Annotated in this window: 20 protein-coding genes; 1 reads left to right on the forward strand and 19 read right to left on the reverse strand. The window is 59.9% G+C overall.

All coding sequences use genetic code 11. The annotated features are described in order from the left end of the window. Positions 1-66 precede the first annotated feature (66 nt). The 14 genes from lpdA to sdhC form a co-directional block, all read right to left on the reverse strand. Positions 67-1473 (reverse strand): dihydrolipoyl dehydrogenase, encoded by a 1407-nt coding sequence (gene lpdA / locus AGR7B_RS13175; RefSeq protein WP_080856827.1) that lies wholly within the window; start codon positions 1471-1473, stop codon positions 67-69. Between the two features lie 66 nt (positions 1474-1539). Continuing rightward, positions 1540-2181, reverse strand: coding sequence for a LysE family translocator (locus AGR7B_RS13180; RefSeq protein ID WP_065656959.1), 642 nt, complete (start codon positions 2179-2181; stop codon positions 1540-1542). Positions 2182-2193: 12 nt separating this feature from the next. Next, positions 2194-2607: an MAPEG family protein gene (locus AGR7B_RS25545; protein WP_065656958.1), complete on the reverse strand. Its 414-nt coding sequence runs from the start codon at positions 2605-2607 to the stop codon at positions 2194-2196. Positions 2608-2677: 70 nt separating this feature from the next. Then, positions 2678-3910, reverse strand: coding sequence for a 2-oxoglutarate dehydrogenase complex dihydrolipoyllysine-residue succinyltransferase (odhB, locus tag AGR7B_RS13185; RefSeq protein ID WP_065656957.1), 1233 nt, complete (start codon positions 3908-3910; stop codon positions 2678-2680). A gap of 53 nt (positions 3911-3963) precedes the next feature. Then, on the reverse strand, positions 3964-6960 hold the full coding sequence (locus AGR7B_RS13190; protein ID WP_065656956.1) for a 2-oxoglutarate dehydrogenase E1 component: 2997 nt from the start codon (positions 6958-6960) through the stop codon (positions 3964-3966). A gap of 178 nt (positions 6961-7138) precedes the next feature. Next, the gene (gene sucD / locus AGR7B_RS13195; RefSeq protein WP_003492390.1) at positions 7139-8041 is read right to left on the reverse strand and encodes a succinate--CoA ligase subunit alpha; all 903 of its coding nucleotides are present in this window, start codon (positions 8039-8041) and stop codon (positions 7139-7141) included. A 17-nt stretch (positions 8042-8058) separates the two neighbouring features. Then, positions 8059-9252 (reverse strand): ADP-forming succinate--CoA ligase subunit beta, encoded by a 1194-nt coding sequence (gene sucC / locus AGR7B_RS13200; RefSeq protein ID WP_080853030.1) that lies wholly within the window; start codon positions 9250-9252, stop codon positions 8059-8061. Positions 9253-9283: 31 nt separating this feature from the next. Beyond that, entirely contained in the window at positions 9284-10246 is a 963-nt protein-coding gene (gene mdh, locus AGR7B_RS13205) for a malate dehydrogenase (RefSeq protein WP_003523512.1), read from the reverse strand. Positions 10247-10424: 178 nt separating this feature from the next. Then, positions 10425-11588, reverse strand: coding sequence for a cell division protein ZapE (gene zapE / locus AGR7B_RS13210; RefSeq protein ID WP_035263522.1), 1164 nt, complete (start codon positions 11586-11588; stop codon positions 10425-10427). 92 nt (positions 11589-11680) lie between these two features. Continuing rightward, positions 11681-12223, reverse strand: coding sequence for a protease inhibitor Inh/omp19 family protein (locus tag AGR7B_RS13215; protein WP_065656953.1), 543 nt, complete (start codon positions 12221-12223; stop codon positions 11681-11683). 205 nt (positions 12224-12428) lie between these two features. After that, a complete protein-coding gene (locus AGR7B_RS13220; RefSeq protein WP_003523509.1) occupies positions 12429-13208 on the reverse strand; it encodes a succinate dehydrogenase iron-sulfur subunit in 780 nt (259 codons plus the stop codon). A 15-nt stretch (positions 13209-13223) separates the two neighbouring features. Further along, positions 13224-15065: a succinate dehydrogenase flavoprotein subunit gene (gene sdhA / locus AGR7B_RS13225; protein WP_065656952.1), complete on the reverse strand. Its 1842-nt coding sequence runs from the start codon at positions 15063-15065 to the stop codon at positions 13224-13226. 7 nt (positions 15066-15072) lie between these two features. After that, complete coding sequence (gene sdhD, locus AGR7B_RS13230; protein ID WP_080856828.1) at positions 15073-15453, reverse strand: succinate dehydrogenase, hydrophobic membrane anchor protein; 381 nt, start codon at positions 15451-15453, stop codon at positions 15073-15075. Between the two features lie 11 nt (positions 15454-15464). Continuing rightward, positions 15465-15857, reverse strand: coding sequence for a succinate dehydrogenase, cytochrome b556 subunit (gene sdhC, locus AGR7B_RS13235; protein WP_003523506.1), 393 nt, complete (start codon positions 15855-15857; stop codon positions 15465-15467). A 306-nt stretch (positions 15858-16163) separates the two neighbouring features. Here sdhC and AGR7B_RS13240 point away from each other — a divergent pair, with 306 nt between their 5' ends. Further along, complete coding sequence (locus AGR7B_RS13240; RefSeq protein ID WP_161987766.1) at positions 16164-16544, forward strand: hypothetical protein; 381 nt, start codon at positions 16164-16166, stop codon at positions 16542-16544. Positions 16545-16598: 54 nt separating this feature from the next. On the opposite strand, the gene AGR7B_RS13245 is transcribed toward AGR7B_RS13240, so the two are convergent. The 5 genes from AGR7B_RS13245 to tsaD all read right to left on the reverse strand — a co-directional run bounded on the left by AGR7B_RS13245 (position 16599) and on the right by tsaD (position 20138). After that, positions 16599-17243 (reverse strand): class I SAM-dependent methyltransferase, encoded by a 645-nt coding sequence (locus AGR7B_RS13245; protein ID WP_080856830.1) that lies wholly within the window; start codon positions 17241-17243, stop codon positions 16599-16601. Between the two features lie 7 nt (positions 17244-17250). Further along, positions 17251-17694, reverse strand: coding sequence for an EVE domain-containing protein (locus tag AGR7B_RS13250; RefSeq protein WP_003523502.1), 444 nt, complete (start codon positions 17692-17694; stop codon positions 17251-17253). Positions 17695-17700: 6 nt separating this feature from the next. Further along, the gene (locus AGR7B_RS13255; protein ID WP_003523501.1) at positions 17701-17994 is read right to left on the reverse strand and encodes a YciI-like protein; all 294 of its coding nucleotides are present in this window, start codon (positions 17992-17994) and stop codon (positions 17701-17703) included. A 63-nt stretch (positions 17995-18057) separates the two neighbouring features. Further along, positions 18058-19041: an NAD(P)H-dependent glycerol-3-phosphate dehydrogenase gene (locus tag AGR7B_RS13260; protein ID WP_080856831.1), complete on the reverse strand. Its 984-nt coding sequence runs from the start codon at positions 19039-19041 to the stop codon at positions 18058-18060. Beyond that, positions 19041-20138 carry a tRNA (adenosine(37)-N6)-threonylcarbamoyltransferase complex transferase subunit TsaD gene (tsaD, locus tag AGR7B_RS13265; RefSeq protein ID WP_080856832.1) on the reverse strand — a complete coding sequence of 366 codons (1098 nt, stop codon included), beginning with the start codon at positions 20136-20138 and terminating at the stop codon, positions 19041-19043. Before tsaD ends, AGR7B_RS13260 begins: the two co-directional genes overlap by 1 nt. Between the last annotated feature and the right edge of the window lie 71 nt (positions 20139-20209).

Consider the following 20209-nt stretch of genomic DNA (forward strand, 5'->3'; position numbering starts at 1 on the left):
GCATGGCAAGCCGGGGTTTGGCAGATGACTGAAATTTAATGTTGGAGCAGCGGGCTCCACAACCGATCACATGTGGATCGGCTTGAAGAAGGTCGCGAGCGCAGCTTCCTTCACGGCTTCCGACATGGTCGGATGTGCATGGCAGGTGCGGCCGAGATCTTCCGAAGAACCGCCGAATTCCATCAGCACGGTGATTTCGTGGATCATTTCGCCAGCGCCGAAGCCGACGATGTGGCCGCCGAGAACCCGGTCGGTTTCCTTGTCGGCAAGGATCTTCACGAAACCATCCGTCACCTGCATGGCGCGGGCGCGGCCATTGGCGGTGAAGGGGAACTTGCCGACCTTGTAGGCGACGCCAGCAGCCTTCAGTTCTTCCTCGGTCTTGCCGACGGACGCGATTTCCGGCTGCGTATAGACCACAGCCGGAATGACGTCGTAATTCACATGGCCATGCTGGCCGGCGAGGATTTCCGCGAGAGCAACACCCTCGTCTTCCGCCTTGTGCGCCAGCATCGGGCCCTTCACCACGTCGCCTATCGCATAGATGCCGTCGACATTGGTCTTGTAGTGACCGTCGATTTCAACGCGGCCGCGGCTGTCCAGCACAACGCCGGCTTCCGCGAGGCCGAGGCCTTCGGTGTAGGGCTTGCGGCCGGTGGAGATGAGAACAACGTTTGCTTCCAGCGTTTCGGCAGCGCCGCCCTTGACCGGCTCGAACACGACCTTTGCACCGGCGGCGGTCTTTTCAACAGCCGTCACCTTGGCGCCGAGCTTGAAATCGAGACCCTGTTTAGCCAGCAGACGCTGGGCCTGCTTGGAAACTTCACCATCCATGCCGCCGAGAATATTGTCGAGATATTCGACGACGGTAACCTTGGCGCCGAGACGCGACCAGACCGAACCGAGCTCGAGGCCGATGACGCCGCCGCCGACAACGATGAGCTTTTCCGGAACCTTGGAAAGAGCGATCGCACCGGTGGAGGAGACGATGACGCTTTCATCGATATCGACCTGAACGCCCGGAATGCCGGCAACATCCGAACCCGTGGCGATGACGATGTTCTTCGCTTCGATCTCCTGCGTCTCACCCTTGTCGTTGGTGACGGAAACCTTGCCGGCGGAGACCACCTTGCCGGTGCCCTGGAAGGCATCGATCTTGTTCTTCTTGAACAGGAAGGAAACGCCGTCGACATTGGCCTTCACCACGCCGTCCTTGTGGCCCATCATCTTTTCAAGATTAAGCTTGGGCGCGGCGACTTCGATACCGAGCGAATCGACGCCATGGGCGACATGCGCGAAGGTTTCGGACGCGTGCAGCAGCGCCTTGGAGGGGATGCAGCCGACATTGAGGCAGGTACCTCCATAGGTCGCGCGCTTTTCGATGACAGCGACCTTCAGGCCGAGCTGTGCCGCCTTGACCGCGCAAACATAACCGCCGGGGCCGGTGCCGATTACAACTACATCATATGCCATATTCTGGTTCCTGCTTTATAGGGGCAAAATATCGGATCAATGCCCAGCTTCCGTTTGACCTGAAACTCAGGCCGCTTTTTCCGTTGCGAGTTTTATACCGAGAGCGATGAAGACCACACCGCTGGTGCGGTCGATCCATTGGCTGGCGCGCTGAAATGCGGCGCGCATGCGCGGCGTCGTCATGAACAGGCTGACACCGACGAACCACAGGATAAGGCAGCTCGCCATGACGAGCCCGTATCCGAACTTGATGGCGACCGGCGTGTGAGCGTGAACCACCGTCGAAAAGATCGACAGGAAGAAAAACACCGGCTTGGGATTGAGTGCATTGGCGGCAAAACCGAGCGTAAAGGCCTTAAGCGCGGTCTGGCTGCTTTTCGCCTGAACGCCTTCACCTTCAGCGGCGGGCAATTCGGTCTTGCCGGCGCGCAGCGCCTTGATGCCGATATAGATCAGATAGGCGACACCCAGCCATTTGACGATGTTGAAGATATAGATCGACTGAGAAATGATGAGGCCAAGTCCGAGGATCGTATAGGTGACGTGGAACATCAGAGACGTCCCAACCCCGAAGCTGGTGATGATGGCCTGCTTGCGACCATGCACCATTGCCTGGCGCATCACCATAGCGAGATCAGCGCCGGGCGAGACGATCGCAAAGGAAAAGATCGCCATCAGGGATGCAAGTTCGATGAGATATTGATGCATCACGAGCCGCCTTCAAAACATCAGCACGATAAACATGAGTGCCAGACCAAGCATTGAGCCCAGCCAGACGAACGAGCGGATATAAGGAACGCCCGTAAGATAAAGCGGGATATAGACAACACGGCAGATCAGCCAGAGCCAGGCACCAATAAGCGCTAGCCCGGATGGGTCACCCGCCATGATAACGCCGAAGGCGAGTGCCACAAAAGCCGGATAGGTCTCCCGGAAATTCGCCGATGCGCGCGAAGCGCGACCGGAGAGCTTGCCCTGTGGCTTCTGCTCACCGTCCCTAGGACCCGCATTCCATTCACGACCCAACTCTCTGGTCGCCATCATCCCCTGTAACAGGACATGCACGACGAGAAGAAGAACGCTTAGACCGATAAGCGGTAAAAAAGGTGAAGCGGCAAGAAATGTCGGCTGCACGTCTGCTCTCCCGGGTGGTCTTTCAGCGGGGCTTCACTTGAAACCCCGCTGAAACGAAAAGCAAAACCGATTAAAGATCGAGAACCAGACGTTCCGGATCTTCCAGGCTTTCCTTGACGCGAACGAGGAAAGTCACGGCTTCCTTGCCGTCAACGATACGGTGATCGTAGGAGAGCGCAAGATACATCATCGGACGGATGACGACCTGACCGCCGATGGCGACCGGACGCTCCTGGATCTTGTGCATGCCGAGAATGCCCGACTGCGGTGCATTGAGGATCGGCGAGGACATCAGCGAACCGTAGACGCCGCCATTGGTGATGGTGAAGGTGCCGCCCTGCATGTCGGCCATGCCGAGCGAACCGTCACGCGCCGCCTTGGCGAGGCGGCCGAGTTCCTTTTCGACACCGGCGATGGAGAGCTGGTCGGCATCGCGGATAACCGGAACGACGAGGCCCTTGTCGGTGCCGACAGCCATGCCGACGTGACAATAGTTCTTGTAGATGATGTCCGTTCCGTCGATTTCCGCGTTGACGGCGGGCAGTTCCTTCAGCGCGTGGGTAACAGCCTTGGTGAAGAAGCCCATGAAGCCGAGCTTGACGCCATGCTTCTTCTCGAACACATCCTTGTAACGGTTGCGCAGGTCCATGACCGCGCTCATGTCCACCTCGTTATAGGTGGTCAGCATGGCGGCGGTGTTTTGCGCGTCCTTCAGACGACGGGCGATCGTCTGACGAAGGCGGGTCATCTTCACGCGCTCTTCGCGAACGGCATCCTGCTCGGCGGAAACCGGACGGGGTGCAGCGGCCGGAGCGGGAGCGGCAACCTGTGCCGAAACGCCCTTGGCGACAGCGGCAAGAACATCACCCTTCAGAACCTGACCGCGCTTGCCCGAACCGTCGACCTGATCGGCGGACAGGTTGTTTTCAGCAAGCAGCTTGCCGGCGGCAGGTGCAGGCGGCATGGAGCCGGTTGCCGGTGCGGCAACGGCGGCAGGTGCCGGTGCGGCAGCCGCAGCAGGCTTTGCCGGTTCTGCGGCAGGTGCGGAGGTCGCAGCGCCGGCAGCACCTTCGGCGATCTGGCCGAGAAGCGCGTCGAGACCGACGGTTTCGCCGTTCTGCGCAACGATTTCGGTGAGAACGCCGGACGCAGGCGCCGGGACTTCGACGGTAACCTTGTCGGTTTCCAGTTCAACGAGAGGTTCGTCGGCCTTGACGGTGTCGCCGACCTTCTTGAACCAGGTGCCGACGGTCGCTTCGCTGACGGATTCGCCGAGGGTTGGTACGCGGATTTCAGTGGCCATGATCTAGTTCCGTTATTCAGGTGTCTTTTTTGCGGGGCGGTGCGGGAGAGTTTTCACTCTCCCAGCGCGTCTTCCAGGAACGCAGCAAGCTGCGCCAGGTGCTTGGACATCAGGCCGGTCGCCGGAGAGGCGGCAGCCGGACGGCCCGTGTAACGGACCTTCTGGTACTTGGCGTCGATATGCGCCAGAACCCATTCCAGGTAAGGATCGATGAACGACCACGCACCCATGTTCTTCGGCTCTTCCTGGCACCAGACCATTTCCGCATTGCGGAAGCGCGACAGCTCGTTGATGAGCGCCTTGGCCGGGAACGGATAGAGCTGTTCGATACGCAGCAGGTAGATATCGTCGATACCGCGCTTTTCGCGTTCCTCGAGCAGATCGTAATAGACCTTGCCCGTGCACATGACGACGCGGCGGATCTTCGAATCCTTCTGCAGCTTGATCGGGCCGTCCTTGATGACCTCGGCATCGTCCCACAGGAGACGGTGGAAGGAGGACTCGCCTGCAAGCTCGGCCAGCGAAGAGGTGGCGCGCTTGTGACGCAGCAGCGACTTCGGCGTCATCAGGATCAGCGGCTTGCGGAAGTCGCGCTTCACCTGGCGGCGCAGGATGTGGAAGTAGTTGGCCGGGGTCGTGCAGTTGGCAACCTGCATGTTGTCTTCGGCGCACATCTGCAGCCAGCGCTCCAGACGGGCGGACGAGTGTTCCGGGCCCTGACCTTCATAACCATGCGGCAGAAGGCAGACGAGACCGGACATGCGCAGCCACTTGCGTTCACCCGACGAGATGAACTGGTCGAACACGACCTGAGCACCGTTCGCGAAGTCGCCGAACTGGGCTTCCCAGAGCGTCAACGCATTCGGACGGGCGAGCGAGTAACCGTATTCGAAACCGAGAACGGCCTCTTCCGAAAGCATCGAGTTGATGACTTCGTAACGAGCCTGCGTCGGCGCAAGGTTTGCCAGCGGGATGTAGCGTTCTTCGGTTTCCTGATCATAGAGAACCGAGTGACGCTGCGAGAAGGTGCCGCGTTCGCAATCCTGACCAGAAAGGCGGATCTTGTGGCCGTCAACGACGAGCGAACCGAAAGCGAGCGCTTCCGCCATTGCCCAGTCGATGCCTTCACCCGTCTCGACCATCTGCGAGCGGTTTTCCATGAAGCGCTGGATCGTGCGGTGAGCGCTGAAGCCTTCCGGGATGGTCGACAGCTTCTTGCCGATCTCCTTCAGCTGCTTCATCGGCACACCAGTCTTGCCGCGACGCTGCTCATCGGCATTGTCGGCAGCGCGCAGACCCGACCACTGGCCGTCCAGCCAGTCGGCCTTGTTCGGCTTGTAGGACTGGCCCGCCTCGAATTCCTGTTCCAGATGAGCGCGCCAGTCGGCCTTCATCTTCTCGAATTCGCCTTCGTTGATCAGGCCTTCGGCGATCAAACGGTCAGCGTAGATGCGCGCCACGGTCTTGTGGCCGCGGATGACCTTGTACATCTTCGGCTGCGTGAACGCCGGCTCGTCGCCTTCGTTGTGGCCGAAGCGGCGGTAGCAGAACATGTCCACGACGACGGGCTTGTGGAACTTCATACGGTATTCGGTCGCAACCTTGGCCGCATAGGTCACAGCTTCCGGATCGTCACCGTTGACATGGAAGATCGGCGCTTCGATCATCTTGGCAACGTCGGACGGATAGGGCGACGAACGCGAGAAGGCCGGGTTCGTCGTGAAGCCGATCTGGTTGTTGATGATGAAGTGCATGGTGCCCGCAACGCGGTGACCGCGCAGACCGGAAAGACCGAGAATTTCAGCAACCACGCCCTGACCGGCAAAAGCGGCATCGCCATGCAGAAGCAGCGGCAGAACCTTGGCGCGCTCGGAAAGCGGAATGATATCGCCGTCCCACTGCTTGGCCAGCTGGTCCTGCTTGGCGCGGGCCTTGCCCATGACGACAGGGTTGACGATTTCAAGGTGCGACGGGTTGGCCGTCAGCGACAGGTGAACCTTGTTGCCGTCGAATTCGCGGTCGGAGGAGGCACCGAGGTGGTACTTCACGTCGCCCGAACCTTCGACATCGTCAGGCTTGAACGAACCGCCCTTGAACTCGTGGAACACGGCGCGATGCGGCTTGCCCATCACGTTGGTCAGAACGTTCAGGCGACCGCGGTGAGCCATGCCGAGAACGACTTCTTCCAGACCTTCCTGGCCGCCACGCTTGATGATCTGCTCCAGCGCCGGGATCAGCGATTCACCGCCATCGAGGCCGAAACGCTTGGTGCCCTTGAAACGCACGTCGAGGAACTGCTCGTAACCTTCGGCTTCGACCAGCTTGGACAGAATGGCCTTCTTGCCTTCAGCCGTGAAGGCAACGCCCTTGTCCGGACCTTCGATGCGCTCCTGAATCCAGCCTTTTTCTTCCGGACTGGACATGTGCATGAATTCGACGCCGATGGTAGAGCAGTAGGTGCGCTCCAGAATATCGATCATCTCGCGCACGGTCGCATATTCGAGGCCGAGCACGTTATCGATGAAAATCTTGCGGTCGTAGTCGCTTTCCTCGAAGCCGTAGGACTTCGGCGACAGCTCGTTGTAATCCTCAACCGCGACCGCGATGCCGAGCGGATCGAGCTTGGCATGCAGGTGGCCGCGCATGCGGTAGGCGCGGATCATCATGATGGCGCGAACGCTGTCACGGGTCGCCTGCAGAACTTCCGCCTGGCTGACCGGCTTGCCGGTGTCAGCGCTCTTGGCCTCAGCTTTCGCCTGAACCTTCTTCTCGATGGCCTTTTCGACCGTGGCCCAGTTGCCGTCGAGTGCGGATACCAGTTCGCCATTCGCCGGGATCGGCCAGTTGGCGCGCTTCCAGGAGGCGCCCTTGGCCGCCTTCTTCACGTCTTCCGGATTATCGGACAACGCCTTGAAGAAGCTCTGCCACTCCGGCGACACGGAAGAGGGGTCCTCTTCGTACCGGGCATAGAGCTGCTCGATATAGGCTGCATTCGCGCCGTCCAGAAACGACGTGATCTGAAACTGCTCGTTCGCTTCTTGCCTTGCCATTGTGTTCTTGCGGACTTATCCGTCCGCCTCCTCGATGCCGTTAGGGCCGTTCGCCGGCCTGCCGCTTTGATTATTGCTGTCTGCCGCCGGGGCGGTATGCCGTTCTGTCTGTCGTTCCTTGCGGCATCGGGCAGCGTGGCATTGAAGCCGCGCCGCCCGTTACCGATGTCATGTGGTCTCAGCCCTTGAGGACTTCAACCAGCGTCTTGCCGAGGCGCGCCGGGGAAGGCGATACCTTGATGCCCGCTGCTTCCATGGCAGCAATCTTGGACTCTGCGTCACCCTTGCCGCCGGAAACGACAGCGCCGGCGTGGCCCATGGTGCGACCCTTCGGAGCCGTACGGCCTGCGATGAAGCCGGCCATCGGCTTCTTGCGGCCCTTCTTGGCTTCGTCGATCAGGAACTGTGCCGCATCTTCTTCAGCCGAGCCGCCGATTTCGCCGATCATGATGATCGACTGCGTGGCGTCGTCAGCGAGGAACATTTCAAGCACGTCGATGAACTCGGTGCCCTTGACCGGGTCGCCGCCGATGCCGACAGCAGTGGTCTGGCCGAGGCCTTCGTTGGAGGTCTGGAACACGGCTTCATAGGTGAGCGTGCCCGAACGCGAAACGATACCGACCGAACCCTTGCGGAAGATGGAGCCCGGCATGATGCCGATCTTGCATTCTTCCGGCGTCAGGATACCCGGGCAGTTCGGGCCGAGCAGGCGCGACTTGGAGCGGTCGAGGCGAGCCTTGACGCGAACCATGTCCATGACCGGGATACCTTCGGTGATGCAGGTGATGAACGGAATTTCCGCATCGATGGCTTCGATGATGGCATCTGCTGCACCTGCCGGCGGAACGTAGATCACGGATGCGTCTGCACCGGTCTTTTCCTTGGCTTCGGCAACCGTTGCGAAGATCGGCAGGCTCTCACCCTTGGAGCCGGTCCAGGTTTCGCCACCCTTCTTCGGGTGAATACCACCAACCATCTGCGTACCGTAATAGGCAAGCGCCTGTTCGGTGTGGAAGGTGCCGGTCTTGCCGGTCAGACCCTGAACGAGGATCTTCGTGTCTTTATTAACAAGAATAGACATTATTTCCGGTCCCTCAATTAGCCGTTGATCGCCGCGACGATCTTCTTGGCTGCGTCGTCCAGATCGTCAGCAGCCGTAATCGCAAGGCCAGATTCGTTGAGAAGCTTCTTGCCAAGTTCGACGTTGGTGCCTTCAAGGCGAACGACGAGCGGAACCTGCAAACCGACTTCCTTCACCGCGGCGATGACGCCCTCGGCGATAACGTCGCACTTCATGATGCCGCCGAAGATGTTGACGAGGATACCCTCGACCTTCGGGTCGGCAGTGATGATCTTGAAAGCTGCCGCAACCTTCTCCTTGCCGGCGCCGCCGCCGACGTCGCAGAAGTTAGCCGGCTCTTTGCCGTAAAGCTTGATGATGTCCATGGTCGCCATGGCAAGGCCAGCGCCGTTGACCATGCAACCGATGTTGCCGTCGAGCGCTACGTAAGCGAGGTCCCACTTGGAGGCTTCGATTTCCTTGGCGTCTTCTTCGGTCTCGTCGCGCAGCGCCTTGACGTCGTCATGGCGGAACAGCGCGTTGCCGTCGAAGGACATCTTGGCGTCGAGAACGCGCAGATGGCCATTTTCCATGACGATCAGCGGGTTAACCTCGAGGAGAGCCATGTCCTTCTCGTTGAAGGCCTTGTAGAGGATCGGGAACAGCGCCTTGGCGTCTTCGGCTGCAACGCCGTCAAGCTCGAGAGCCTTGGAGATCGCGGCAACGTCAGCGTCGCTCACACCCTTTTCCGGGTTGATGGCGATGGTATGGATCTTTTCGGGCGTGTCGTGGGCGACAGCTTCGATATCCATGCCGCCTTCAGTGGAAACCACGAAAGCAACCTGACCGACCGAACGGTCCACCAGCAGCGAGCAATAGAGTTCGCGGGCAATATCAGCGCCGTCTTCGATGTAGAGACGGTTGACCTGCTTGCCGGCTTCACCGGTCTGCGCCGTGACCAGCGTGTTACCGAGCATGTCCTTGGCGTGGGAAACGACTTCGTCGATGGACTTCGCCAGACGAACGCCGCCCTTGGCGTCGGGGCCGAGTTCCTTGAACTTGCCCTTACCGCGGCCACCAGCATGGATCTGGCTCTTGACGACGTAGAGCGGGCCGGGAAGCTGCTTTGCAGCAGCTTCGGCTTCTTCGACCTTGAGAATGGCGACGCCTTCAGCAACCGGCGCGCCGTAGCCCTTCAGAAGAGCCTTGGCCTGATATTCGTGAATATTCATGGAATAATCCCTGTTTGGAGCCGCTAGGCTATTACTTCAGCGACGGAGCGATGTTGACGCAGGCTTCGCAAAGACCCGCGACAGCGCCGACGGATTTCTGGAAGGCGGCTTCTTCTTCCTTGTTGAGTTCGATCTCGATGATGCGCTCAATACCGCCGGCGCCGATGATGGTCGGCACGCCGACATACATGTCGTCAACGCCATACTGGCCCGAGAGATGGGCAGCGGCGGGCAGAACGCGCTTCTTGTCCTTGAGGTAGGATTCAGCCATTTCGATTGCCGAAGCAGCCGGCGCATAATAGGCCGAACCGGTCTTCAAGAGGCCGACGATTTCCGCGCCGCCGTCACGGGTGCGCTGGATGATCTGCTCGAGGCGCTCGGCGGTCAGCCAGCCCATCTTGACGAGATCGGTCAGCGGAACGCCGGCAACGGTGGAGTAGCGGGCGAGCGGAACCATGGTGTCGCCATGACCGCCGAGAACGAAAGCGGTGACATCTTCAACCGAAACGTTGAACTCTTCGGCGAGGAACAGGCGGAAACGGGCGCTGTCGAGAACGCCGGCCATGCCGACGACCTTGTTCTTCGGCAGGCCGGAGAACTTCTGCAGTGCCCAGACCATCGCGTCGAGCGGGTTGGTGATGCAGATGACGAAAGCGTTCGGGGCATATTTCTTGATGCCGGCGCCGACCTGCTCCATGACCTTGAGGTTGATGCCGAGAAGATCGTCACGGCTCATGCCAGGCTTGCGGGCAACGCCAGCGGTGACGATGCAGACGTCAGCACCTTCGATGGCGGCGTAATCGGAAGCGCCGGTGAGCTTTGCATTGAAGCCTTCAACCGGGCCGGACTGGGCAATATCCAGACCCTTGCCCTGCGGGATGCCGTCGGCAATATCGAAGAGGACGATATCGCCCAGTTCCTTCAGGCTGGCGAGATGCGCCAGCGTGCCGCCGATCATGCCAGAACCAATAAGTGCAATTTTTTTGCGAGCCATCGAATGCTTCCTCTTGAGCTTCAATTCAATTTCACCGCGCCAAACCGGCAGCCAAATTGTCGCACTCCGATTAGCCCCATTGGCTAAAATTGGCAACAGATTCTTTTCCGGTGAATATTTTCAATCGTTTAGATCATTATTTTCTTACGTAAACGTAAGAAAATACGTCACGAAAGTGTCAAACTTTCTGGCGTTTTTCGTGATGCAGCGCCAGATAATCCGCACTACGCATTTCGAACAGGCGCGAGGCGGTGCGATCGAACTCGAAACCTTCTGTTCCCTTGCGCTTGCCGAGAAGGTCTTCCGGCATGGCGGCAGCGGAGGCAAAAAGCCGAACGCTGTGGTCGTAAAGCGCATCGATGAGGATGATGAAACGCTTGGTCTCGTTGCGCTTGTCCGCGTTCAAAAACGGAATGTGATCGATGAAGACCGTATCGAAACGATTGGCGATGGCAAGGAAGTCGGAAGCCCCAAGCGGCTTTTCGCAAAGATCGGAAAAGGAAAAGCGAGCCACCCGGCCGCTGGCACGCGGCACCAGAATGGAACGGCCCTTCATCGGTATCTCGGTCGGTGCAACGAGGTGACCGGCAATCATGTGCCGCCAGGCCATGTCCATCGCCTGATCCGCCGAACCGTCGAGCGGCGTGACGTAGACGGGAAGGCTTTCCAGCTTCTCCATCCGGTAGTCGGTGGGGCTATCCAGCGTCACCACCTCAACATGTTTTTTCAAGAGATCGACGAAAGGCAGGAACAGGCCGCGATTGAGACCATCCTTGTAGAGATTGTCCGGCACGACGTTGGAGGTCGTCACCAATGTGCAGCCATTGGCGAACAGCTCGCTGAACAGCCGCGCAAGGATCATCGCATCGGCAATATCAGTGACCGTAAATTCGTCGAAGCATAAAAGCTCCGCTTCCGCCAGGAGCTGGGCGGCGACGGGCGGAATCGGATCGGCCTGTTTGGTTTCGCCATTCTTCAGCTTCTGCCGATGTGCATGCACGCGATTGTGCACATCCGCCATGAATTCGTGAAAATGGCAGCGCCGTTTGGAGGAAACGGGCGCCATCTCGTAGAACATGTCCATCAGCATCGTCTTGCCGCGGCCAACGCTGCCATAGACATATAGTCCCTTGACGGCGGCGGCAGGTCCGGACTTGCGCGCAAACATCCAGCCGAGCGCGCTCTTCTTCTTGGCGGGCTTGCGCGCCTTCAGATCGGCAAGGATACGGTCCAGATGCGCCGCCACGCCAAGCTGGGCGGCATCGGCCTGCAAGGTGCCAGCTGCCGTCAATGCGTTGAGCTGTTCAACGACACTATGATTGTAATCGGGCAAGGGCTTCATGGATAAACGCCTCGGACGCGGGCGCACAAAGGCACCCGCGACGAATGGACAGGCTTAGAGCGAAAAGAGCGTTCCGGCTGCACCGGAAAGACTCATCGGCTGAGGCTGAGCGGCTGGCCGCTATTGGTGGTGCCATCAAAGCGCGCATCGGCACTTTTGTAGACGCGGCCGATCGTGTCACCCGAACGGTTCTTGAAGAGAACCATCTTGCCGGACACTTCCCAGGACCCCATCGCCGTCAGCTCGCCCGCACAACCGCGCGTGCCGCCACGCGAGCCGCTGCCGAGGTTGGTGAGTGTCAGGAACATGTCGCAATTGGCGCCGCCATTGGAAACGCGCCAGTTGCCGACCATGGATTCCTTGGTAACGTCAAGTGCGGCCGCCGGCGGAGCGGCAGAAGCGACGTTGGTTCCGCCAGGGGCGGCCGAGGCAGGTGCCGACGGGAACTGGCTGCCCGTGGCGCCACCGGGCGGCGGCAGGGCGCCGGACTGGACGGAGGGCACCGGCTGCGCCTGCAAAGGCGGCGTATAACCGGGATTGTTGCTGCCGTTGTTGTTGTAATCGTAGGAGGTACGTTGGCAACCGGCGAGAGTCATCACAACCGCAAGGCCCGTCACCACATATCTGAATTGCATATCAAGCTCCCGATTCTCTCGCTTCCGGAAAGATCATGATCAAACAAGAAGGCTGAATTATTACCAAAGCCTTATCTTGCGCAAGCGATGGCCGGGATAATTACCATTTCGGTCGATTTTTACCGAATTTTCCCACGCCGGGTTGTAAAAAGGGCCGCGGTCGAGACCGCGGCCCGCTAGATTTTCTGTCGTCAGCGAATCGCCTTTAAACTCGGCGCTCGACCATCATCTTCTTTATTTCCGCGATGGCCTTGGCCGGGTTCAGACCCTTCGGGCAAGCCTGCGCGCAGTTCATGATGGTGTGGCAGCGGTAAAGGCGGAACGGGTCCTCGAGATTATCGAGACGCTCGCCGGTTGCCTCATCGCGGCTGTCGATCAGCCAGCGATAGGCCTGCAGCAGAACGGCCGGACCGAGATAACGGTCGCCATTCCACCAGTAGCTGGGACAGGAGGTGGAGCAGCAGGCGCAGAGAATGCACTCATAAAGACCATCCAGCTTCAGGCGGTCTTCATGGCTCTGCTTCCATTCCTTGGCCGGCGTCGGCGAAACCGTCTTCAGCCAGGGCTCGATGGAACGATGCTGGGCGTAGAAGTTCGACAGATCGGGAACGAGGTCCTTCACGACAGGCATATGCGGCAGCGGATAAACCTTCACCGTGCCGTTGATCTCTTCCATGCCCTTGGTGCAGGCGAGCGTATTGGTGCCGTCGATGTTCATGGCGCAGGAGCCGCAGATGCCTTCGCGGCAGGAGCGGCGCAGCGTCAGCGTCGGGTCGATGTTGTTTTTGATGTAAAGAAGCGCGTCGAGAACCATCGGCCCGCAATCGTCGACATCGATATAATAGGTATCGATGCGCGGGTTCTGGCCGTCATCCGGGTTCCAGCGATAGATGCGGTATTCGCGCACATTCTTGGCGCCGTCCGGCTTCGGCCAGACCTTGCCTTCGCTGATCTGGGAATTCTTGGGGAGAGCGAGTTCAACCATATCCAGTTCCTCAAATCAGTAGACGCGCGCCTTCGGCTCGATCTTTTTAGGATCGATGCCGTCGGCGATCAGGTCAGTGTGAACAGGGCGATAGTCGAGTTTCACGTCGCCTTCCGGGCTGACCCAGGCAAGCGTGTGCTTGCGCCAGTTCACGTCGTCGCGACCGGCGAACGGACCGTCGACGAAATCCTCGCGGGCGTGCGAACCGCGGCTTTCCTTGCGCGCTTCCGCGCCATAGACCGTGGTGATCGCATTGGCCATGAGGTTGTGCAGCTCGAGCGTCTCGACCAGATCGGAGTTCCAGACCATCGAACGGTCGGTGACCTTGACGTCAGGCAGTTCCTTCCAGATGGCGGAAAGACGCTGGCAGCCGCTTTCCAGCGATTCCTGCGTGCGGAACACGGCCGCATCGTCCTGCATGGCGCGCTGCATCTTGTCGCGCAGCACCGCCGTCGGCGTCGAGCCGTTGGCGTAACGCAGGCTGTCGAAACGCTCCATGATCTTGTCGCAGGCAGCCGTATCGAGAGCGGGAACAGCCTCATCACGATTGATGACCTGAGCGGCACGGATCGCCGCTGCACGGCCGAAGACCACCAGGTCGATCAGCGAGTTGGAACCGAGGCGGTTCGCACCATGAACCGAGGCGCAACCGGCTTCGCCAACAGCCATCAGGCCGGGCGCGATGCGTTCCGGGTTGTTGGCATCGGCATTCAGCACTTCACCCCAATAGTTGGTCGGAATGCCGCCCATATTGTAGTGAACCGTCGGCAGGACCGGGATCGGCTCGCGGGTGACGTCAACGCCGGCGAAAATCTTCGCGCTTTCGGAAATGCCCGGAAGACGCTCATGCAGGATTGCCGGATCGAGGTGATCGAGGTGAAGGAAGATGTGGTCCTTGTTCTTGCCGACGCCGCGGCCTTCACGGATTTCCATCGTCATGCAGCGCGAGACAACGTCACGCGAGGCGAGATCCTTCGCAGAAGGCGCATAACGCTCCATGAAGCGTTCGCCTTCGGAGTTGACGAGATAACCGCCTTCGCCGCGTGCACCCTCGGTAATCAGGCAGCCTGCGCCATAAATGCCGGTCGGGTGGAACTGTACGAATTCCATGTCCTGAAGCGGCAGGCCGGCGCGGGCGATCATGCCGCCGCCGTCGCCGGTGCAGGTATGGGCCGAGGTGGCGGAGAAATAGGCGCGGCCGTAACCGCCGGTCGCCAGCACCACCATCTTGGCGGAGAAGCGATGGATCGTGCCGTCATCGAGGTTCCAGGCGACGACGCCGGTGCAGCGGCCGTCCGGAGACATGATGAGGTCGAGCGCGAAATATTCGATGAAGAATTCGGCATTGTTGCGCAGCGACTGGCCATAAAGCGTGTGCAGAATGGCGTGGCCGGTACGGTCGGCGGCGGCGCAGGTGCGCTGCACCGGCGGGCCTTCGCCGTAATTCTGCATGTGACCACCGAACGGGCGCTGGTAGATCTTGCCTTCTTCGTTGCGCGAGAAAGGCACGCCGTAATGTTCCAGCTCATAGACCGCCTTCGGCGCTTCCATGGCGAGATATTGCATCGCGTCGACGTCACCCAACCAGTCGGAACCCTTTACGGTGTCGTAAAGGTGCCACTGCCAACAGTCGGGCGTCATGTTGGTGAGCGATGCGGCAATGCCGCCCTGCGCCGCGACCGTGTGCGAGCGCGTCGGGAAAACCTTGGTGATACAGGCTGTGCGGAAACCCTGTTCCGCCATGCCGAGCGTTGCGCGCAGACCCGCGCCGCCGGCGCCCACCACGATCACGTCGTAGGAGTGATCGACATAGGTGTAGGCCTTGCCATTCTGGGATGGTGAACTGATCGATGCCATGGCGGGATTATCCTGCGAATGCGATTTTCAGAATGGCGAAGATGCAAAGACCGCCAATGAGAATCGCGAAAAACATATTGAGCATCAGAAGAACGAGCTTCAAAACCTCGGCGTGAATGTAGTCTTCAATGATGACCTGCATGCCGAGCTTCATGTGGATGAGGCCGGAAACCAAAACCAGAGCCATGATGACCGCAACGAGCGGGTTCGACAGCGCCGAAACGACTTCCGGATAGGGCGCACCGGCATATCTGATGAGGAAGACGACAAAGAAGGTGAGCAGCGGAACGTTGGCGACCGCAGTCACGCGCTGACGCCAGAAATGGTCGGTGCCTTCCTTGGCGGAGCCGAGGCCGCGAACCTTTCCGAGAGGTGTACGCATATCCATGAAAAATCTCCTCAGCGCACGATCAGGGCAATGACCCAGATCAGCGCGGTCAGACAGATCGACACCACCCACGAGGCCTTCGCCAGCTTGGTGGTAAAGTGCTTTTCGAAGCCGTAGCCCAGATCCCACATGAAATGGCGAAGGCCGCCAAGCATGTGATGAACCAGAGCCCAGGTGTATCCGATCAGGATGAGCCTGCCGATGATCGTACCCATCGCCCAGTTGACCCAGTCGTAATAGGCAGGACCCGAGGCGATAGCGATCAGCCACCAGGCAACCAGAAGCGTTCCGAAATAAAGCGCGCCGCCCGTGATGCGGTGCACGATGGATGCAACCATCGTCGGAATCAGCTTGTAAACTTGAAGATGCGGCGACAGAGGCCGGTTGTTAGTCGCATTCGCCATCAGAACCTCGCGGCGTTTTCCCGTGCGCCCATCAGACAGGACGCCCCCAAGCAACAGCACATGACGAAAGAATGTGCATTGCACCAACCGCGACGTTTAATCACATGGGAGCATCACGACAAGCACATTTCATGGCCGATTCCAATTTAATCGATTGGTTCGCGAATTTTTTTTGGAATTTTTTTGCGTCAAAATAAAAAATCGAGCGTTTCCAAGATTTACGCCCCTAAAATATTTACCTTTACGTAATTTATGAATCGTGTAATTTACCTTTGGTTAACCAAGAAAATCCGGAGAATGAGGCTCATGTTACAGCGCCGAATCGCCGCTTTGACCATGATGGTCGCAGGCGTCATTTTCACTGTGGTGCCTCCGGCGGCGGCAGAGAATTCTTATGGCCGCCGTGATTATCAGCACAACTATCAGCATCGTCAATCGCAGGTGAGCTTCTCAACGGACGGGCTGCCATCCACCCTCTCCGGCGGTACTTACGTGGGTGCGATATCGGCGCTACGCGTTCGCGGCAACGGCAATTATTTCGCAATCGGCGGCGGGCTTTCACGGAAAGGCGCAGCGGTTGCGACGGGCACGCAGCTTGCGCCAAAGGCGAAAATCATCAATGTCCGCGCTGAAACCGCTGGCGACGCCTGCGCCTATGAACATGGCGTCTGCATTATCCGGCCATAGAGTATTTCCGGTAAAAGCATGAAGCGGTTTTACTGCAAATGCGTGATGCGCTGATCAGATGAAACGCCACACTGTGGTCTTCTTCACTTCGCTGTCTTCCAGCGCCCGCGTCACCGGCACCTGATAGGTCGCCTCCGCGCGGAGCCGCTCTTTGGGCAAATAAGCGCGTCCGGGATCGCCGACTAGGATGGTCACGCCCTTTTCCGTCAGTTCCAGAAACCACGGTACGAGAAGTTCGGCAAAGGCACGGTCGTAAAATACGTCGCCGGCCAGCAGAACATCCGCTTCAACCGCTTTCCCAACCAGATCGAGCCCGGTGAAAGCAACGTCCACGCCATTGAGAGCCGCATTCAGCCGAATGGCCGCCTCTGTCCAGGGATCGATATCGGCCGCCAGAACCGCACCGGCGCCCGCCTTTGCCGCAGCGATGGCGACCAGACCGGAGCCGCTGGCGAAATCCAGCACGCGCCTGCCGGAAACGCTGTCGGGATGATCGAGAACGTAGCGGGCAAGCCCCTGCCCGCCGGCCCAGGCGAAGGCCCAGAAGGGCGGCGGCAGACCGATCGCTTCCAGCTCCTCCTCCGTCTTCAGCCACAGCTCATGGGCTTCGGTGGCGAGATGAAGACGCAACTCCGGCACATGCGGCGGATGCATGATGGCGGTATTGTCGAGAATGAAGCGTTCGGGATCGGTCCTCACCGAAGCATCAGTCCGGTGACTTCGGTGGATTGGCGAGACCGCCCATGCGGCAGACCTCGAGATATTCCTCTTCCGTCACCGGCTGCACGGAAAGCCGCATGGAAGTGACAAGCGACATCTTCGCCAGCTTCGGATTGGCTTTCACATCCTTCAGCGAAACGGGCTGCGGCATGTCGCAGACGGCGCGGATATCCACGCAATCCCATTTCAGATCGCCTTCGGCGGTCGAGTCCGGATGCGACAATGCGCAGACTTCGACGATGCCGACGACATCCAGCCCCTCATTGGAGTGATAGAAGAAACCCTTGTCGCCGATCTTCATGGCGCGCATGTTGTTGCGCGCCTGATAGTTACGCACGCCGGTCCATTCTTCGCCCGCCTCGCCCTTGGCCTTCTGCATTTCCCAGGACCATTTGAACGGCTCGGACTTGTAAAGCCAGTAATTCGCCATGTCCGGTCATGCTCCCGGATTGTTGAAGACCCAATTATAGGGCTTCACGTCAACGCTTTCGAACAGGCCGGCCTTGGCGTAGGGATCGGCATCGGCGAGAGCCTTCGCGGCATCGATATCGGCGGCGTCAACGATCACGAGGCTGCCATTCGGCTTGCCTTCGGCATCCAGAAACGGACCGGCGATCTTCAGCGTGCCCTCGGCATTCAGCTTGTTCAGGTGCTCCAGATGCGCCGGGCGCGTTTCCATGCGCACATTCAGATGGCCGGGCTTGTCCTTGCAGATAAAGGCAAACAGCATTTTCGTCTCCTCGTTAAAACATGTCTTCCAAACGCGTCAGCGGTTTGGAGCGAAGACCCGCCCTCATTCGGTGGTGATGGGCCGTGTCATCAATTGTTGCATGGCGCTCGCCACATCCAGATTGCCGTCAATAATAGCGGCCACCGCTTCGGTAACCGGCATGTCGACAGCGTGACTTTCCCCGAGCCGGGCGGCGACGGCTGCCGCAAAAGCGCCCTCCACCAGCCCGCCGGACATGTCCTTGCCCTCACCCCGACCGAGCGCGATACCGAAACGCAGGTTTCGCGACTGGTGGCTGGTGGCGGTCAGCACCAGATCGCCAAGGCCCGAGAGGCCGCGCACCGTGTCCGCCTTCCCGCCCATCGCAACGATGAGACGCGACATTTCGGCAAGGCCGCGCGAAATCAACGCCGCCCGGGCGGAATCGCCAAGGCCCGCGCCTTCGACGATGCCGGCGGCAATAGCAAGAACATTCTTCAGCGCCCCGCCAAGCTGCACCCCGATGCGGTCGGTCGAGGCATAAAGCCGGAAGGTCTTGCCGGAAATCGTGGTCGCAAGCCGCTCGGCTATCACCGCATCTTCCGCCGCAATCGCCATGGCCGTCGGCAGGCCCCGTGCTATGTCGGCCGCAAAGCCCGGACCGGACAGAACCGCAATCGGATGATGCGGCAGTTCCGCTTCCAGAAGTTCTGTCAGCAGCCGGCCGGAGCTGCGGTCGATACCCTTGGCGCAGGTGACAATGATAGAGTCATTAGCCAGATAAGGACCGTAGTGACGGGCCGCATCGGCATGAGCCTGCGAGGGCATGGCGAAGAGGACGATGCCGGCGCCGGCCAGCACATCTGGCTCGGCGGAAAATTCAAGCGCATCCGGCAGATCGACGCCCGGCAGGGCCGCCTCGTGCACGCGCTCGCTCCTGAGGTCGGCCATCAGCGATGGGTCGCGGCCGAGCAGGGTCACGTCATGCCGGTTTTCCAGCGCGATGACCACAGCAAGCGCTGTTCCGAAGGCGCCGGCGCCGATGACGACGATTTTCTCCCGCTGCATCAGGCCTTGGCTCCCCTTTTACCGAAACCTATCAATGTCTCCGCGCTGCCATCCAGCGGCCAGCGCGAGCGCGGCGGGATTTCGAGCGGATCGGGGTCCCGGCCGTCCGCCATGCGCTCCAGCCCCGCCCAGGCGATCATCGCGGCATTATCGGTGCAGAGCCGGTGCGGCGGCGCGACGAAGCGGAAGCCATGGGTATCGCAAAGCGATTGCAGCGTCTGGCGGATTTCCTGATTGGCGGCAACACCGCCGGCGACGACCAGAGCAGGCTCTCTTTCTTTATGCGGAAATTCCTGGCTGAAACGGGCAAGGCCGCGGCCGATCCGATCCTTGAGCGTGCGCGACACCGCTTTCTGGAACGAGGCGCAGATATCGGCAATATCCTGCTCGGAAAGCGGCGCGATGGCGGTCGCCGCCTGCCGCACCGCCGTCTTCAGGCCGGAAAAGGAAAAATCGAGCCGTGCTTCGCCGACCATGGGACGCGGAAGCGGAAAGCGGTTCGGATCACCCTTCGCCGCCGCCTTCTCGACCGCAGGCCCACCCGGATAGGGCAGGCCCAGAAGTTTCGCGGTCTTGTCGAAGGCCTCCCCCAGCGCGTCATCGATGGTGGTGCCCCAACGCTCATAATCGCCCACGCCACGCACCAGCACCAGCTGGGTATGGCCGCCGGAGACGAGCAACATCAGATAGGGAAAAGACAGACCGTCGGTGAGGCGCGCCGTCAGCGCGTGGCCTTCCAGATGGTTGATGGCGTAAAGCGGCTTGCCGGCCGCCTTGGCGATGGCCTTGCCCGTCATCAAGCCCACCAGCAGGCCGCCTATGAGGCCGGGGCCGGAGGTGGCGGCGATGGCGTCGACATCGGCAAGGGTCACGCCCGCCTGCTCCAGCGCTTCTTCCACCAGCGTATCCAGCGCCTCGACATGGGCGCGCGCGGCAATTTCCGGCACCACGCCGCCATAGGCGCTGTGTTCCTCAAGCTGCGACAAAACGACGTCGGAGACGATCTCGCCATGGCCGTCCGCATGCCGAACCACAATGGATGCAGCGGTTTCGTCACAGCTTGTCTCTATGCCGAGGATACGAAGAAAGGGGGTCATCAAATCTGTTCGTTCATTGCGATCATGCGCTGAGTTGGTCTAAGACAACTCCGGTAACAATGGATAGACGC

Origin of the sequence: Agrobacterium deltaense RV3, assembly GCF_900013505.1 — a bacterium.
GTDB lineage: Bacteria > Pseudomonadota > Alphaproteobacteria > Rhizobiales > Rhizobiaceae > Agrobacterium > Agrobacterium leguminum.